Below are 18089 nucleotides of genomic sequence, written 5' to 3'. Positions count from 1 at the left end.
TCTTAAAATAACTATAACACTATGGAATTAATTGTAAAATTTCTGCCCGCATTTGGTATTGTGGCACTGATCTTTGTATTCGTAAAGAATATGTGGGTTGGAAAGCAGGATGAAGGAGATACTAAAATGGCAAGGATTGCTAAAAATATTGCTGATGGAGCAATGTCTTTCCTTAAAGCAGAATATAAAATATTGAGCATCTTCGTAATCGCTGTTGCTATCCTTTTATTCCTTAAAGGAAGTAACGAAGAGGGTTCTAACGGAATGGTTGCCCTTTCCTTTGTAGTAGGAGCTATCTGTTCGGCCTTGGCAGGTTTTATAGGAATGAAGGTTGCTACAAAAGCAAATGTTAGAACAACCCAAGCTGCGAAAACTTCGTTAGGAAAAGCATTAGAGGTTGCTTTTGCAGGTGGTGCAGTAATGGGATTAGGTGTTGTAGGTCTTGGTGTTTTAGGACTTAGCGGTTTATTTATAGTATATCAATCTATTTGGCCTGGTGCTGAAAACTTGGGCTTGGTATTAAATGTACTTTCTGGATTCTCATTGGGAGCTTCATCTATTGCACTTTTTGCGCGTGTAGGTGGTGGTATTTATACTAAAGCAGCGGATGTAGGTGCAGATTTAGTTGGTAAGGTAGAGGCGGGTATTCCTGAAGACCACCCTTTGAATCCAGCTACTATTGCAGATAATGTTGGTGATAATGTTGGCGATGTTGCTGGTATGGGAGCTGATTTATTTGAATCTTATGTAGGTTCTATTATAGGTACCATGGTATTGGGAGCATTTATTATTACGCCTGATTTTGCAGGTTTGGGTGCAGTTTACCTTCCTTTGGTTTTGGCCGCGGTAGGTATTTTAATGTCCATTATAGGAACGTTCTTTGTTAGAGTTAAAGATGGTGGAAACCCTCAGACAGCATTGAATATTGGTGAATTTGGTTCAGCGGGCCTAATGGTTGTTGCTTCTTACTTTATTATTCATGCTTTAATTCCTGAAAGCGTGGAAGGTTTACCATTCGGAGCAATGGGAATCTTCTGGGCTACCTTAGCTGGTCTTGTTGCAGGTTTAGGTGTTGGAAAAATTACAGAATATTATACAGGTACAGGTACAAAACCTGTAAACTCAATTGTTAGTCAATCTGAAACAGGAGCGGCAACAAACATTATAGCCGGTTTAGGTGTAGGTATGATGTCTACTATGATTCCTATTTTATTGATTGCTGCTGCTATATTGGTATCACACCATTTCGCAGGTTTATATGGTATTGCAATTGCTGCAGTAGGTATGTTAGCTAACACGGGAATCCAGTTGGCTGTTGATGCTTACGGACCGATTTCTGATAATGCTGGTGGTATTGCAGAAATGGCCGAGTTAGACCCAGAAGTACGTGAACGTACTGATAAATTGGATGCTGTGGGTAACACTACCGCTGCAATTGGTAAAGGTTTTGCAATTGCTTCTGCTGCTTTAACAGCTTTAGCTTTGTTTTCTGCTTTTATGAAAGTGGCAAACGTAACTTCTATCGATGTATCTCAGCCAAAAATTATGGCTGGTCTTTTAATAGGGGGAATGCTTCCCTTTGTATTTTCTGCCTTATCTATGAATGCAGTAGGTCGTGCTGCCATGGCAATGATCGAAGAGGTGCGTCGTCAGTTTAGAGATATTCCACAATTGAAGGCTGCACTTGAAGTGATGAGAGCAGTTGATTCCGATATGTCAAAAGCAACTCCAGAACAACGTGCAACTTTTGATGCAGCAGACGGACTTGCAGAATACGACAAGTGTGTAGATATTTCTACGAAAGCTTCTATTAAAGAAATGGTGTTGCCAGGATTATTGGCGATTGCTGTTCCAGTTGCTGTTGGTTTTATTGGGGGTGCTGAAATGCTGGGTGGTCTGCTTGCAGGTGTAACTACTTGTGGTGTATTAATGGCTATTTTCCAATCAAACGCAGGTGGCGCTTGGGATAACGCTAAGAAAATGATTGAATCTGACGGACGTAAAGGTTCTGATGCACATAAGGCTGCTGTTGTCGGAGATACGGTTGGTGATCCATTCAAAGATACTTCTGGACCTTCATTGAATATCTTATTGAAGTTGATGTCCGTTGTGGCCCTAGTTATTGCACCAAGTTTGGTGAGTCTTGCTCCGGCTGATGAAGTTAGTTTACTAAAAGAAGATGGCACTAAAATCTCTATCACTACCGATGGAATGAAAGAGAGCGTACCTGTTGAAAAACAAGTTCGTGTTGAAATGAGCAATACAGCTGAAGGTTTATACAAGGCAGTAGTGACATCAACTTACGAAGTTGCTGGAGAAGCAAAAGAAGAGATAAAAGAATTTACAGGAGCTACAAAAGAAGAGGTTCAAAAATTGGTGGATGCATATAAAGCGGCATCCAACGAATAGCTTTTAAAATAACTTTTTAGATAAAAAAACCACGCTTTAAGCGTGGTTTTTTTGCTTTTATTGAAGTTTAAACGTAATCGGTATGGCAAAAGGTACTTTTACCGGAGTACCCCGTTGCTTTCCTGGTGTCATTTTTGGTAGTTTCGAAATGATTCTAGCAGCCTCCGTTTCTAAAATTTTATGAGGCCCACGCATTCTAACATTACCTATACTACCATCTTTTTGGATGGTAAAAACTAAATTAACACGTCCTTGCAAGCCCATATCTTGTGCAGGCTCGGGATAACGGAAATTCTTTCGTATGTGTTTTTGCATCATTTCCTGAAAACAAGCCCTTTTATCGCTCTCATTTTCACAACCGGGAAAAACAGGGACATCTTCGATTACAATAAAAGATACTTCGTCAGGAACATCATCCTTGGCAACTTCAATGTCTTCAATATCAGCAATTTCTTTGACTTGGTCTGTTTCAGTAGACTCAATTATGGTTTCGATGATTTTTTCCTCATCATCAACAATTTCAATTACAGGTGGAGTTTGAGTTTTTGGCGGCGGCGGTAATTTAATGGTTATGGGAGGGAGTACTTCATCTATATCGTTTAATTTCTCTGAATTTTGAGCAAACTCTGGAGTCTCATAAAAGGTTTTCCATTCCAAAGCAATATAAGCAAGTAATAATACTGCTGTCATTCCAATAGAGAAATAGAGCACGCTGTTTTTTTTCAGTTCTAATTCTTGATTTTTTTTAAGTTCCATGTTTTCAAATTTTTGCCTTTCATAATGAAAGGTGTAGTTAATACCATTGAGTTTTAAACTCAATCTAAACTACTTTGAAAACCATCTGAAGGAAAGCCATAATGAGTGAACGACCTTTTTGATCGAGTGAAATTCTGACTTTTCTATTTATTAGTGGTGGATATTAAAACAATCCATGAATTTCTGCATCAATCTTATTGATCACGGTACCTAGATCTTCAGGTTCGTCAACAAAATTAATGTCATCAACATCAATGATCAACAGCTTGCCTTTTTCATAGGTGTTTACCCAAGCTTCATAACGCTCATTTAATCTACTTAAATAATCTATGGAGATGCTGTTTTCATAATCCCGTCCACGTTTGTGGATTTGATTTACCAAATTGGGAATGGAGCTGCGCAAATAGATGAGCAAATCTGGTGGTTGAACCAAACTTTCCATTAAATCAAAAAGACTGGAGTAATTCTCAAAATCGCGATTGGTCATTAACCCCATTGCGTGAAGATTGGGAGCAAAAATATGGGCGTCTTCATAAATCGTCCGATCTTGGATGACCTTTTTGCCTCCCTCACGAATTTTCAAAATCTGTCGGTAACGACTATTCAAAAAGTAAATCTGAAGGTTAAAACTCCAACGCTCCATTTGTGTATAGAAATCATCTAAATACGGATTGTCCACTACATCTTCAAAATGGGCTTCCCATTTATAATGCTTTGCCAATAAATTAGTTAATGTAGTTTTTCCTGCTCCAATGTTTCCTGCTACCGCAATGTGCATGGGTCTTTTTGTTGAATGGTTATTATACTGTTGTGTTTAATAGAAAGGGATACAATATACAACGAATCTTGTTTAAGGTAAAACCAACTTTGCACCTTTTATCAACCTTTCGACGAAATAACCGTTATCAATGTTTTAAGGCGTGACAACTACATCCAGGAATACTGAAACTTTGAGTTTGTTCATGCCAAGGAAAAGCTTGGTTGTATTTGTTGTTTTCCCAATAGAACACGCCACGTTCTTTTGGTTCATTACCAATTTCATTCATGTTCTCTGTATCGTATAATCGGCCATTGATCATGGTGTAGCGCACTGAATTTGTGTTTTCAATGTTTTCCAATGGATTTTCGTCTAAGACAATTAAGTCTGCCAGTTTCCCAACCTTTAAAGAACCTATTTCATCTCCCATGCCAATATATTGAGCGCCATTTATAGTTGCCGCTTTTAACGCTTCCATGTTGGTCATGCCTCCAGCCTTTAGCATCCAAAGTTCCCAATGTGCACCAAGACCTTGCAATTGACCATGGGCACCTAGATTTGCTTTTACCCCGGCATTTGAAAGCTTTGTTACTGTTTCGGAAACCAAAATATGACCGTTTTTATACTCTTCCTGTGGTACTTTGGTTCTATGACGACTTCTTGAATCTACAATGTGTCTTGGAGTATATTTGAGCAACTTTTCGTTTTCCCAGACATTATCTCGTTCATAGTAGAAATATTCGCCATTCATTCCTCCATAATTTACAATAAGTGTAGGTGTATAACCACTGTTGCTATTGCTCCATAAGGTAACAATGTCTTTATATACAGGTGCCACGGGAATGTTGTGTTCAACACCTGTATGGCCATCCATAATCATGGTCATATTGGTAAAAAACGTTGAACCGCCTTCAGGTACAACATTGACTCCTAGTTCTTTGGCTGCCTGCATTACTTGTTGTCTCTGTTCTCTACGTGGCTGATTGTAACTTTTTACAGAGGTGGCACCAAATGCTTTTGTTCTTCGGATAGCAGAACGGGCATCTTCTAAATTATTGATAACCGCTTTAAAATCCCCATCGGCACCGTAAAGGATAAATCCGGTAGAGTAAATTCGAGGGCCAACCATTTCTCCACTTTTCACAAGTTCGGACAAACCAAAAACAGTCTCGCTGTTTGCAGAAGGATCATGTGCTGTGGTCACACCATAAGCTAGATTGGCGTACAATTGCCAATGTTTTTTGGTATTAAGCCCAGCTCTAAAAGCACCAATATGGGCATGTGCATCTACAATTCCTGGCATAATGGTCTTACCGCTCATATCGAATACTTTTGTATTGGAGGGTACAGGAATTTGAGACGAGGCGCCGATTGCTTCAATTTTATTGTTCTTGATTATGATGGTGGCATTTTCCATTACCTCATCATTTTCCATAGTGATAATCCTTGCATTGGTAAAAGCAATACTACCTTCTGGTGTGTCCGTTTTAGCAATTAAACCAACATCAATTCCTTTTTCAACCATTGGTGGAATGCTGTCTGGGGAATTTTGAAGAAAAGTAAAACGCTGGTTAATGTCATTTGAGAAATATTGACTTCCCAGTGTCCAGTGTAGTTTTTTGCTGTTGTTGGACCAATGTAGGTTGTAGCCGGCATCTTTTGCCACTTGTGTTATTGGAAAAGCCTTGCTTTTTGGGTCAAATTCAATAGTTTGTCCTGTCATTGCCATTGGTGCAACATAAGCTTTGTGCAGATTGGAGAAAAGGAGCCATTCGTTATCAGGAGATGGTACAATATGATTGGCATATTTTGACTTGAAATGTACACGTTCATCTTTACCATTAAGGTCCACGCTTTTTAATTCTTTTGTTAATGCACCAAAAAATTGCCCGCCGGTTTGAAAGAAAATACGTTCGTCTCCTTTGCTGAAGGTAGGAGTTAAACCATTATCTGTGAGTTTTTTTGGATTACCTCCATTGGCGGATATGATATAGATTCCTGGCTCTTTTGTGAATGTACGACCTTGGTCGTTATTTCCATTTTGCTTGCCATAAACCAAATGTTTCCCATTATTGGAAAAGGATGGAAAACGATAAATCCCCTTTACTGCAGTCACTTTTACAGAAGAACCACCATTTGAGGGAATTTTGCGAATAGCACCTAATTGTTCATCATCCCAAGTTACATAAACGATTTCTTTTCCGTCTGGCGAAAACGAAGGTTCAAATTCAAGATCATCACTATTCGTCAAACGTTTTGGTTTGCCATTGGGTAATTTCTTGGTCCATAAGTGTCCAAGAGCACTAAATACAATTTTCTTTCCATCAGGAGATGTCTTTACATGTCGAATGACCTTGGCGGTAAAATTTTCCGAATCCACTTGGTGCTTGGCCCTATGGGTTTCCGCTATTTTTAGCGTAGTATTTACTTTGAATGGGATAGGGTCTACTTTTAATGTTTCTATGTTGACTTTCTGAATTTTTCCGCCTGCCCAAAAAACAATCTCTTTACTGCTGGGTGTCCAGCTAAAATTGGGATAAGTACCAAAAAGAGCCCAGGCTTCCATTTGGTCTTTGTTCAATGTGTCATATACGGGCCATTCTTCTCCTGTATCCAAGTCGTGAATGAATAAAACGGTTTTGGTACGGACTCGCTTAACAAAGGCTAGCTTTTTGTTATCTGGAGACACAGTTGGTCTAGAAGCACTGCCTGGCCCACCTGTTACAATGATGGTTTTTCCGGTTTCAAAATCATACCGTTTAACAACATAGATCTGCGAGTTTGGGTTCTTGTTATATTGAAAAAAACCTCCAGAATACATGTCTTCGCAATAATAGAGGTATTTCCCATCGCTAGAGATGAAAGGTTCATTTACATCTTGTTGGTCGTTTTTTCTTTTGGTCAATTGCAGTCCAGATCCACCTGTAATGTGATATTGCCATAACTCTCCAGCACCTAGTGAGCGTTGAGAGGTAAAATGTTTTCTAGCAATGACATGATTCCCATCTTGACTCCAAACGGCATTGTTGAGCAACCTAAATTTTTCTTTGGTAATCTGTTTAGCATTGTTTCCATCCACATCCATGACCCAAATGTTATCACCACCACCGGCATCAGATGTGAAGGATATTTTTTTTCCATCGGGACTAAATCGCGGTTGTATTTCAAAAGGCAGGCCGGAACGGAGCACTTTTGCGGTTCCGCCAGCCATTGGTATGATATAAATATCTCCCAACATATCAAATGCAATTTGACTGCCATCTGGGCTTACATCAAGGTTCATCCATGTTCCTTCATCAGTTTCTAGGGCAGTTTCATTGATTTTCCAATCAGTATACGGATTAGAAACATCCCATTTTTTGTCATCTTTCTTTTCTTGGCTGAAAGTGTAGAGTGCAAATAAGGCAAAGAGAGTGGAGAGAAATATTTTGTTTTTCATTTTTAAGATGTATTAGTCATTGAACAAAATACGCATAAACCAAATATTATTACGAAAAGGAACTTTAAAATTTTATTGGCTTTTTAAGACCAAAACATTTTTATATTTTTGCCCACTATTATTGAGGAAAGATTTGACTGATTGCAACCTCCCTAAAAAAATGCTAAAAAGTGGTGTAAACTTCTTTGGGCCTTGCCGTCAAATCTTCACATAAAATTATATACATGCCATATCTGTTTACATCAGAATCTGTTAGTGAGGGACACCCAGATAAAATTGCGGATCAGATAAGTGATGCGCTCTTAGATAATTTTTTAGCATTTGATCCTGAAAGTAAGGTAGCCTGTGAGACATTGGTAACCACTGGTCAAGTGGTCTTGGCTGGAGAAGTCAAGAGCAATACTTATCTAGATGTGCAGAACATTGCTAGGGATGTCATCAATAAAATTGGGTATACAAAAGGAGAATATCAATTTAGTGGAGATTCTTGTGGAGTTATCTCCTTGATTCATGAGCAATCACAAGATATAAATCGAGGCGTAGATAGAGGTTCTAAAGAAGAACAAGGTGCTGGTGATCAAGGAATGATGTTTGGGTACGCTTCAAAGGAAACGGAAAACTTTATGCCATTGGCATTGGATATTTCCCATAAAATTCTTCAGGTCTTGGCAGAACTTAGAAGAGAGGGAACTCGAATAAACTATTTAAGACCAGATGCAAAAGCACAGGTTACTATTGAATATTCTGATGATAATGTGCCACAACGTATAGATACCATAGTGGTTTCTACCCAACATGATGAATTTAACGGGGATGATACAGCAATGCTGGCCAAGATAAAAGAGGATATCATAAACGTGCTTATACCAGAAGTTGAAAAGCATTTTCCAACAGATATCCAGAAACTTTTTAATGACAATATCACGTATCACATTAACCCCACGGGAAAATTTGTTATTGGCGGGCCACATGGAGATACTGGGCTTACCGGGCGTAAAATAATCGTGGACACTTATGGAGGAAAAGGAGCCCATGGAGGTGGTGCTTTTAGTGGGAAAGACCCTAGTAAGGTAGACAGGAGTGCGGCTTATGCGGCTAGGCATGTGGCAAAGAATTTGGTTGCAGCTGGTGTTTCCGATGAAATGCTGGTACAGGTAAGTTATGCTATAGGTGTAGTGGAACCCACTTCAATTTTTGTGGATACCTATGGCACATCCAATGTTGATTTGTCAGATGGTGAAATAGCTGAAAAGGCTTCTAAGCTGTTCGATATGCGCCCGTTCGCGATAGAGGAACGTTTAAAGCTTAGAAATCCAATCTATTTGGAAACGGCGGCTTACGGTCACATGGGGAAACAGCCCCAAACTCTTACCAAGGTTTTTGAATCTCCGTATAATGGAAAGATTGAAAAAGAAGTTGAACTGTTCACGTGGGAGAAGCTTGATATGGTGGAAGTCGTAAAAACTACATTTGGTATATAATTGGATTTATTTCAAGATTAAAAAAGGAGCCAAATAATGGCTCCTTTTTTAATTGGCATACTCGCTTGAACTTTAGTAGTTTTAGAAAATAAAATTATTCTAAATGAAAAGTTCCATCCAATTGTTATTCTTGAGCATTTGTCTCTTGTTCACTGTTACTAGCTGCAAAAAAACAACCAAGAAAGACAATGTTGAACAAGAGGATACTTATGTAGCCGATAATTATTCTAAGCAAGAAGTGGATGTTGAAATGCGAGATGGTGTAACATTGCACACCACAATATATGCTCCCAAAGATGTCTCAAAAGAATACCCCATATTAATGCAGCGTACTCCGTATAGCTCAAGACCTTATGGAGCGGGAAATTTCAGAAAACAAATAGGGCCCAATATTCATCTAATGAAAGAGGGAAATATCATTGTCTACCAAGATGTGCGGGGCAGGTGGTTGAGTGAAGGACATTATGAAAACATGCGTGCCTACATTCCCAATAAAACTTCCAATGAACAAGTGGATGAAAGTACAGATACGTATGATACCATTGAGTGGTTGGTGAACAATGTTGAAAATAACAATGGTAATGTGGGTGTCTGGGGGATTTCTTATCCGGGTTATTATGCTACATATGCCACCATTGATGCGCATCCTGCTTTAAAAGCATCTTCTCCACAAGCTTGTATTGGCGATTTCTTTTTTGATGATTTTCACCATAACGGAGCATATTTGTTGAGCTATTTTAGAGTAACCTCTCTGTTTGGCACCCCAAGACCAAACAATGACCAACCCATAGATACGGCTTGGTATACATTCCCCGATTTACAGACGGAAGACCAATATCAATTCTTTTTGGATGCTGGCCCATTGAAAAACCTTAACTCATTTTTTGAATATGAAACGGTAGATACACCTACTATGCGGCCAGAAGGAGTAACGGACGATTATTTTTGGAATGAACTTAAAGAACATCCTAACTATGATGAACTATGGCAGAGTCGTGGTTTGATTCAACATTTGGACAAATCCAAATCGCATGTGGCCACCATGATCGTTGGAGGTTGGTTTGATGCCGAGGATCTCTATGGCCCGTTGGAAACCTATAAGAACATTGAAAAAAATATAGAAAGCTACAACACCATGGTTTTTGGTCCTTGGGACCACGGGCGTTGGGCTAGGAGAAATGGACGCAGTCTGGTAGGTAACTATTATTTTGGGGATTCCATATCAGAATTTTATCAAGAAAATATTGAAACAAAATTCTTTAACCATTTTTTAAAGGGAGATGGAGATAAAAATAGCGGCCTTCCTGAAGCTTATGTTTTTGATTCAGGTAGAAAGGAATGGAAAGAATACGATTCTTGGCCGCCAGAGGGGGTTGAAAAACAAACCATGTTTTTGTCTGAAAATCAAGAATTGACCTCAGAAAATAGAAAAGTGTCTGGAATTCAATTTATTAGCGATATCAAAAAACCGGTTCCGTATTCCGAAGATGTTAAGACCGTTTTCACACCTAGAAAATATATGACCGATGATCAACGTTTTGCAGCACGTCGCTCAGATGTCTTGGTTTTTGAGACTGAGGTCATGGAAGAAGATCTTACCCTTGCTGGCGATATTTTGGCCAAGCTAAAAGTAGCTACCACAGGGACTGCAGCAGATTGGATTGTAAAGATTATCGATGTACATCCGGCAAATTCTGAAACCAATGAGGAAATGCAGGACCATCTTAAGATGAGCAATTATCATTTAATGATTCGCAGTGAGGTATTGCGTGGACGTTTTAGAAATAGTTTTTCAAAACCTGAGCCATTTATTCCAAATAAGAAGACAGATGTAACCATTAAATTACAAGATGTGTTCCATACTATCAAGAAAGGTCATAAGCTTCAAGTGCAAGTGCAGAGCACTTGGTTCCCATTGATTGATTTAAATCCGCAGACCTATGTTGAAAATATATTCAAAGCAGATGAGGCCGATTTTAAAACACAAACCCATACGGTTTTTACTGATTCAAATATTGAGTTTTCGGTTTTAAAATAATAAAAGGCTTCGTATATGAAAAGTAATGGGTTTTAACACTAACCTTTTGGTCTAACTACTAAAATTGGCGTTTTTTTTAATGTGCTTGGTAATTGCTTTTTTTAATTCGTGATAGTTTGTTTGAATTAGCCAATGACCAGAATTTAACTCTATAAACTCATAATCATTTTTCATGTATTGATGACTTTCACTAACGGAATAGGAACCTATCGCAATGTCTTTATTTCCCCAAATAAACAAAGTTGGAACATGAATGTCTCCGAGTATTTGTTCTGTAGCGCCACTTTTTAATAGTTTATAGTTACTGCGATAATAGTTTAGGGATGCGGTCATTTGTTTTGGGTTTTTAAAAACCTTCAAATACTCATCAATTTCATTTGAATCACTATTCCGCCATAATTTTTTTAATATTTTAAAATTATCTTTTCTTATGCGTGATTCTGGAAGATATGGTAACTGAAAGCTTTTTATGTACTGGCTCATTTTACGTTGCTCAGTGTCAACTACAATTGCCCTTCCAAAAGCTTGCAGATGTGGAATAGAGATTGCGGTCCAACTTAGAATTCTGTCCGGATGATCATGAACTACTTTCCAACCAATGGCTGCTCCCCAATCATGGCCAACAAGATGAAATTTTGGTTTGTTTAGAAACTTGGAAATATCTAAAATATCCTTCGCCAATTTATCTAAACCGTAATGTTTTTTACCTTTGGGACAAGCATTTTTGCTATACCCCCTTAAATTGGGTGCAACACAATAAAAACCATTTTTAGAAAAACTGGACATTAGCTTTTTCCACATACTTGCCGTCTCAGGCCAACCATGTAAAAAAACTACTAATTCGTTTTCCTTATCGCCATCAGTAAGGCAATCGAATGTTAAATTATCAATCTTTACTTCAATAATTTCTTGCATACTTTAGAATCGTATCTAAACAATTGGTTATAGTTGCTGCGAGCCGTATTTCTATTTGCAACAACTCCAAAATACAAGTTTTAGATTTCTCGTTGACATTAATTTTTCATAAAAGATTAGGATTTTAAAAGATTCTGCCTTTATATTTGTTCCAATTAAGTTCAAACACGTATTGAATAGTTATCAAGAAAGGTGGAGGGAATAGACCCTATGAAGCCTTAGCAACCCTTGACTTCCAATGTCAAGAAGGTGCTAAATTCTATCCCATTGTATTGGGAATAGATAACAGTCATCGATTCACTTCGATTTCATTTTCTTATAACTTTTTGATTTATCCTATCAATCTATGGATTGAGTAGGGTTTGGCTTTTTATTTTATCGATTCTAATAATTTAAAAAACTGAAATCATGAGTGATCAAAAATTTTCAACCAACGCCCTTCATGCAGGACATGATGTAAAAGCTAACGGAGGCACAAGAGCAGTTCCTCTTTATCAAAGTACGGCCTATGTCTTTAATAATGCAGACCATGCGGCTAACTTATTTTCTTTGGCAGAACCAGGCTTTATCTACACACGGCTTAACAACCCAACAAATGATGTGTTGGAACAGCGTTTGGCAGCGCTGGAAGGCGGAATAGCTGCAGTTGCTACAGCATCTGGTACAGCCGCCATCTCAACTGCACTTTTGGTTTTGTTAAAAACGGGAGATCATATTGTGGCATCCAATAGCTTATATGGAGGCACGTACAATCTTTTGGCTAACACTTTACCCAGACTAGGTATTACCACCACCTTTGTAGACCCTACCGATCCTGCAGATTTTGGTAAGGCAGTACAGGAAAATACGAGAGCGTTTTTTGTAGAATCGTTGGGAAATCCAAAGTTGGATGTTTTGGATTTAAAGGCAATTTCATCAGAAGCAAAAACTGCAAAAGTTCCTTTTATAGTGGATAACACCGTAGCTACTCCAGCATTGCTAAATCCTATTGAATATGGGGCAAATATTGTGATTCATTCGCTAACAAAATATATAAATGGTAATGGAACCTCTCTAGGTGGAATTATCATAGATGCAGGTACTTTTGATTATGGCAGTGGTAAATTCCCTGAATTTACAGAGCCTTCCCCTGGATACCATGGCTTGGTATATCATGAGGCATTAGGTCCAGCGGCTTTTATTGCAAAAGTTAGGATAGAAGGACTTCGTGATTTTGGTGGAGCTCCAAGTCCTTTTAACTCCTGGCAAATTCTTCAGGGGCTTGAAACCCTGGAAGTCCGCATGAAAAAGCATAGCGAAAATGCATTGGCCTTGGCAGAATGGTTAGAGAATAGGAGTGAAGTTGCCTGGGTCAACTATCCTGGACTTAAAACAAGTAAATATAAGGTGCAAGCGGATGCGTATTTGTCAAAAGGTCAAAGTGGGATTGTAACATTCGGTGTAAAAGGTGGTTTTGAGTCAGCAAAGAAAATAGCTGATAACACTAAACTCTTTTCATTGTTGGCCAATATTGGCGATTCAAAATCATTGATAATTCATCCAGCAAGTACAACGCATCAGCAGTTGGATGACGCAGCGCAAGAATCTACAGGTGTAACAAAGGACCTGATCAGGTTGTCTGTTGGACTTGAGGATTTATCAGATTTGAAGGCCGATTTAGAACATGCATTTTCTACAATAGATAAGTCCGTTTTGGCGTAATAGACAAAATCATTCCATGCTGAAGCATATCAATATACAAAACTACACCACCTTAAACGGAGTTGTTCAAAATTTGAAGTTGTCCTATCAAGTTTTTGGACAGGAATTGTATTCCGCTCCCGTTGTTTTGGTAAATCATGCACTTACAGGAAACTCATATGTTACCGGTGAAGAGGGGTGGTGGTCAGATTTAATTGGTAAGGACAAATGCATAAATACAGATTTCTATACCATTTTGGCTTTCAATATTCCAGGTAACGGATATGATGGTTTTGTTATTGATAACTATAAGGACTTTGTTGCTGGAGATGTTGCGCAAATTTTTCTTTTAGGACTGGAGCAATTGAAAATTGAACAGTTGTATGCTATTATTGGAGGGTCTTTAGGTGGGGGCATTGCTTGGGAAATGACCGCCATGAACCCAAAAATCACAGAGCATTTAATCCCAGTGGCCTCTGATTGGAAATCTACAGATTGGTTGATAGCAAATTGCCAAATTCAGGAGCAATTTTTAATCAATTCTAAACAACCCGTCCATGATGCTCGCATGCACGCTATGCTATGTTATCGTACCCCTGAATCTTTTAAGGAACGCTTTAAGCGGAGCACCAATGAAGAACTTCAAGTTTTCAATGTAGAGAGTTGGTTGATGCATCATGGCAAAAAACTACAGGAACGCTTTCAACTTTCAGCATACAAACTGATGAATCAGCTGTTAAAGACCATTGATATCACCAGAAATGGGGAAAACGCCTTTAACTTGATTGAGCAAAGCGAAACGAAGATTCATATTATCGGTGTCAATTCAGATTTGTTTTTCACAGCGGAGGAAAATAAGGAAACATTTAGGCATTTGGCGCAGGCCAATGCAAATGTAACTTATGGTGAGGTGCAATCCTTGCATGGGCATGATGCTTTTTTGATTGAGTTTGAACAATTGGAAAATCTTCTGGAACCTGTTTTTCAAAAAAATGGAAAAACCGACCGCATAAAGGTTTTAAAGTTTGGTGGTAAGTCTTTGGCCAACGGAGAAGGGATTGAAAATGTTCTTGACATCATTTCAAAAAGAGCAAAGGAGAGAGAAAATTTTGCGGTGGTACTTTCAGCTAGGGACAAAGCAACGGATCAATTGGAATCCATGCTCAAAAAAGCAGCTAAAGGAAAGGATTTCAGTGAAGATTTGACTTTTTTTTCTAATTATCAAAAGAACGATTTTCCCAATACGGATATAGAAGATGAGCTTCAGCAAATAGAAAAGTTATTAAAAGGCGTGTCGCTTACAGGTGATTATAGTTTAAAGACCAAGGATGAATTACTGTCCTTTGGTGAATTGCTCTCAGGAAAAGTTGTAAGCTCGTTATTGGTGGAATCTGGAATAAAAGCACAACTTATTGATTCTAGAGTGTTGATTAAAACAGATGATACTTTTAACAATGCTGAGGTTGACGAAGCTATTTCAAAAGAAAATGTAATTCGTTGTTTTAAGGAGTTAGATTCAGATGTTGTGCCAATTATAACTGGGTTTATTGCCTCAAATAGAGCAGGGGAGACCACGACTCTAGGAAGAAATGGCAGTAACTATTCGGCGGCACTGTTGGCTAATTTTCTAGACGCTAAAGAATTGGTTAACTATACACATGTTGATGGTATTTTTACGGCAAACCCAGATTTAGTTACAGATGCCAAGTTAATAGATGTTATTTCCTATGCTGAGGCCAACGAACTGGCAAATTTTGGCGCAAATATTCTGCATGCCAAGACCATTATCCCATTGATTGAGAAAAACATCCCCTTACGTATTCTTAATACATTCAATGGTGATAATAAAGGAACGCTTATTGGCCCAAAAACTGACAATGGGGGCATAAAATCTTTATCCGTAATAGAAGATGTTGCGTTAGTTAACCTTGAAGGGAGAGGACTTTTGGGTAAAGTTGGAATTGACGCCCGTATTTTTAAGGCCCTTGGACAGAACAATATTAATGTTGGGATAATCTCCCAAGGTTCTTCTGAACGTGGCATTGGTTTGGTCGTGGAATCCAGAAAAGCGCAAAGGGCAAAAAAGGTATTGGATTTGGAGTTTGAAACGGACTACAGTTCTTATGATATCAACCAGATTACCGTAATGGAAGACGTATCGGTAATTTCAATTGTGGGTATGGATTTGAGCACTTTTCATAAACCATTCAATGCCCTGGTAAAAAACCAAATTACCCCTTTGCTATTCAATAATACGGTTTCAGGTAAGAATGTGAGCCTGGTGGTCAAAAAAATGGACTTACACAAGGCGATAAACGTAGTTCACGGACAAATATTCGGAATTGCGAAGAAAATCAATCTTGCCATTTTTGGGCATGGTAATGTTGGAGGGACGTTGATAGACCAGATTTTAGATTCTGACAAAAGCATTGAAGAACGAAAAGGAATAGACCTTAGGATATTTGCAGTCTCAAATTCAAAGAAAGTATTGCTGAATGCAAGTGGGATAAGAAAAGGTTGGAAAAAGGATTTGGATACAAAGGGAAAACCATACCAAATGGATGATGTCATATCCTTTGCTAGAGCAAACCATTTGGAGAATTTGATAGCTGTGGATAACACTGCCAGTGAGGTATTTGTGTCCAATTATGAACTTTTCATTTCAAATGGATTTGATTTGGTTTCATCCAACAAAATTGCCAACACCTTGGATTTTGACAATTACAGATCAATTCGGGGCCATCTTGAAAAGAATCAAAAGCAATATTTGTACGAAACCAATGTTGGTGCTGGTTTACCGCTTATAGATACCATTAAATTACTACACCTTTCAGGAGAGAACATCACCCGTATAAAAGGTGTTTTCTCGGGTTCATTGAGTTATATATTCAATACGTTTTCAGAAAAAGAAGCAACATTTTCAACCATTGTTAAGGAGGCAATGGACAAAGGTTATACCGAGCCGGACCCGCGTGAGGACCTTTCTGGGAATGATGTAGGCAGAAAATTATTGATTTTAGCACGGGAATTGGACCTACAAAATGAGTTAACAGACATTGAAATAGATAATTTGATTCCAAAAGATTTGCAGGCTTTAAATTTTAATGAGTTCATAGATGTTATATCAGAGATGGATGAAAGGTTTGCTCAAATCAAAAAAAATCAAAAGGACGGGTTTGTATTGCGATATGTTGGTGACTTATATGGTGATTTGCAGCAGGATAAAGGGATTTTAGAGGCAAAACTGGTGTCCGTTCCAAAGGAAAGCGCTTTAGGACAAGTTAAAGGCTCAGATTCAATTATTGAGATTTATACGGAATCATATGGAGAGAATCCTTTAGTGATTCAAGGAGCGGGTGCCGGTGCGGCCGTTACCGCAAGAGGGGTTTTTGGAGATATCTTAAGAATAGCAGAAAAAATATAATGAAGAACGAAAGAAAATTTGAAACAGAAGCGATAAGAACACAATTGGAGCGCACGCAATTTTTAGAGCATTCTACTCCAATGTATCTCACATCCAGTTTTGTTTTTGAAGATGCAGAGGACATGAGGGCTTCTTTTGCAGAGGAGAAAGAGCACAATATCTATTCAAGATATTCCAATCCCAATTCTTCGGAATTTATAGATAAGGTATGCAAGATGGAAGGTGCGGAGAATGGTTTTGCTTTTGCTTCAGGTATGGCGGCTGTTTTTTCTACATTTGCTGCTTTATTGGAAACAGGGGATCATATTGTTTCTTCCAAAAGTATTTTTGGTTCCACGCATACACTTTTCACTCAGTTTTTTCCTAAATGGAATATCGGGACAAGTTATTTTGACATTAACAACTTAGAAGCCGTTGAAGAACTAATCACTCCCAACACCAAAATTGTATATGCGGAATCGCCCACGAATCCAGGTGTTGATATCTTGGATTTAGAGGTTTTAGGAAATATTGCCAAAAAACATGGTCTCATATTCATCATTGATAATTGTTTTGCTTCTCCCTATTTACAACAACCTATTAAGTTTGGAGCGGATTTGGTAATCCATTCTGGGACAAAGCTAATGGATGGCCAAGGAAGGGTTTTAGCGGGAATAACAGTTGGGAACGGTGAGCTCATAGACAAGATTTATCGTTTTTCTCGCATTACAGGACCGTCACTTTCCCCATTTAATGCATGGGTGCTGTCCAAAAGTCTGGAAACTCTGGCATTAAGAGTGGATAGACACTGCTCTAATGCATTGCAATTGGCCACATATTTGGAGGGCCATAAAAAAATAGATTGGGTAAAATATCCATTTCTTAAATCGCATCCCAAGTACGAAATAGCCAAAAAACAAATGAAAGCAGGAGGATGTGTGGTAGCTTTTGAAGTAAAAGGAGGTGTAGAAGAGGGTAAAAAATTCTTTGATGCAGTAAAACTGTTATCACTTTCTGCCAATTTAGGTGATTCTAGAAGTATTGTAACGCATCCAGCATCAACAACCCATAGCAAATTGACCAAAGAAGAACGAGAATCTGTTGGTATCTCCGATGGTATGGTGCGTGTTTCTGTTGGTTTAGAGCATATTGAAGATATTATCGCAGATATTGAACAAGCACTGGGCTAGAAGGGCAAAACTGTCTTTATA

Annotated in this window: 10 protein-coding genes and 1 riboswitch; of the genes, 6 read left to right on the top strand and 4 right to left on the bottom strand. The window is 38.4% G+C overall.

The window, feature by feature from the left end:
- Nucleotides 1-21: 21 nt before the first annotated feature.
- Nucleotides 22-2409: a sodium-translocating pyrophosphatase gene (locus DKG77_RS14080; RefSeq protein ID WP_109664234.1), complete on the top strand. Its 2388-nt coding sequence runs from the start codon at nt 22-24 to the stop codon at nt 2407-2409.
- Between the two features lie 57 nt (nt 2410-2466).
- Here DKG77_RS14080 and DKG77_RS14075 read toward each other — a convergent pair whose 3' ends face one another.
- The 3 genes from DKG77_RS14075 to DKG77_RS14065 all read right to left on the bottom strand — a co-directional run bounded on the left by DKG77_RS14075 (nt 2467) and on the right by DKG77_RS14065 (nt 7361).
- Nucleotides 2467-3165 carry an energy transducer TonB gene (locus DKG77_RS14075; protein ID WP_109664422.1) on the bottom strand — a complete coding sequence of 233 codons (699 nt, stop codon included), beginning with the start codon at nt 3163-3165 and terminating at the stop codon, nt 2467-2469.
- A gap of 163 nt (nt 3166-3328) precedes the next feature.
- Nucleotides 3329-3943 (bottom strand): deoxynucleoside kinase, encoded by a 615-nt coding sequence (locus tag DKG77_RS14070; protein ID WP_109664232.1) that lies wholly within the window; start codon nt 3941-3943, stop codon nt 3329-3331.
- Nucleotides 3944-4070: 127 nt separating this feature from the next.
- Complete coding sequence (locus DKG77_RS14065) at nt 4071-7361, bottom strand: amidohydrolase family protein (RefSeq protein WP_109664229.1); 3291 nt, start codon at nt 7359-7361, stop codon at nt 4071-4073.
- A 224-nt stretch (nt 7362-7585) separates the two neighbouring features.
- Here DKG77_RS14065 and metK point away from each other — a divergent pair, with 224 nt between their 5' ends.
- Together metK and DKG77_RS14055 are read left to right on the top strand one after the other, a co-directional pair.
- On the top strand, nt 7586-8842 hold the full coding sequence (gene metK, locus DKG77_RS14060; RefSeq protein WP_109664226.1) for a methionine adenosyltransferase: 1257 nt from the start codon (nt 7586-7588) through the stop codon (nt 8840-8842).
- Nucleotides 8843-8945: 103 nt separating this feature from the next.
- The gene (locus DKG77_RS14055; RefSeq protein ID WP_109664223.1) at nt 8946-10880 is read left to right on the top strand and encodes a CocE/NonD family hydrolase; all 1935 of its coding nucleotides are present in this window, start codon (nt 8946-8948) and stop codon (nt 10878-10880) included.
- A 51-nt stretch (nt 10881-10931) separates the two neighbouring features.
- Here DKG77_RS14055 and DKG77_RS14050 read toward each other — a convergent pair whose 3' ends face one another.
- Entirely contained in the window at nt 10932-11795 is an 864-nt protein-coding gene (locus DKG77_RS14050) for an alpha/beta hydrolase (protein ID WP_109664220.1), read from the bottom strand.
- Between the two features lie 177 nt (nt 11796-11972).
- A riboswitch (SAM riboswitch) is annotated at nt 11973-12084 on the top strand.
- Nucleotides 12085-12203: 119 nt separating this feature from the next.
- Between DKG77_RS14050 and DKG77_RS14045 the strand changes: the two genes are divergently transcribed.
- The 3 genes from DKG77_RS14045 to DKG77_RS14035 are packed head-to-tail and all read left to right on the top strand — an operon-like array spanning nt 12204 to nt 18068.
- Nucleotides 12204-13496: an O-acetylhomoserine aminocarboxypropyltransferase/cysteine synthase family protein gene (locus DKG77_RS14045; RefSeq protein WP_109664219.1), complete on the top strand. Its 1293-nt coding sequence runs from the start codon at nt 12204-12206 to the stop codon at nt 13494-13496.
- A gap of 16 nt (nt 13497-13512) precedes the next feature.
- Nucleotides 13513-16899, top strand: coding sequence for a bifunctional aspartate kinase/homoserine dehydrogenase I (gene thrA, locus DKG77_RS14040; RefSeq protein ID WP_109664216.1), 3387 nt, complete (start codon nt 13513-13515; stop codon nt 16897-16899).
- Nucleotides 16899-18068: a trans-sulfuration enzyme family protein gene (locus tag DKG77_RS14035; protein ID WP_109664214.1), complete on the top strand. Its 1170-nt coding sequence runs from the start codon at nt 16899-16901 to the stop codon at nt 18066-18068. Before thrA ends, DKG77_RS14035 begins: the two co-directional genes overlap by 1 nt.
- Nucleotides 18069-18089: the final 21 nt, after the last annotated feature.

Origin of the sequence: Flagellimonas aquimarina, from assembly GCF_003149745.1 — a bacterium.
Lineage (GTDB): Bacteria > Bacteroidota > Bacteroidia > Flavobacteriales > Flavobacteriaceae > Flagellimonas > Flagellimonas aquimarina.
The sequence above is the reverse complement of the archived record's forward strand: the minus strand, read 5'-3'. Positions and strand labels throughout refer to the sequence as shown.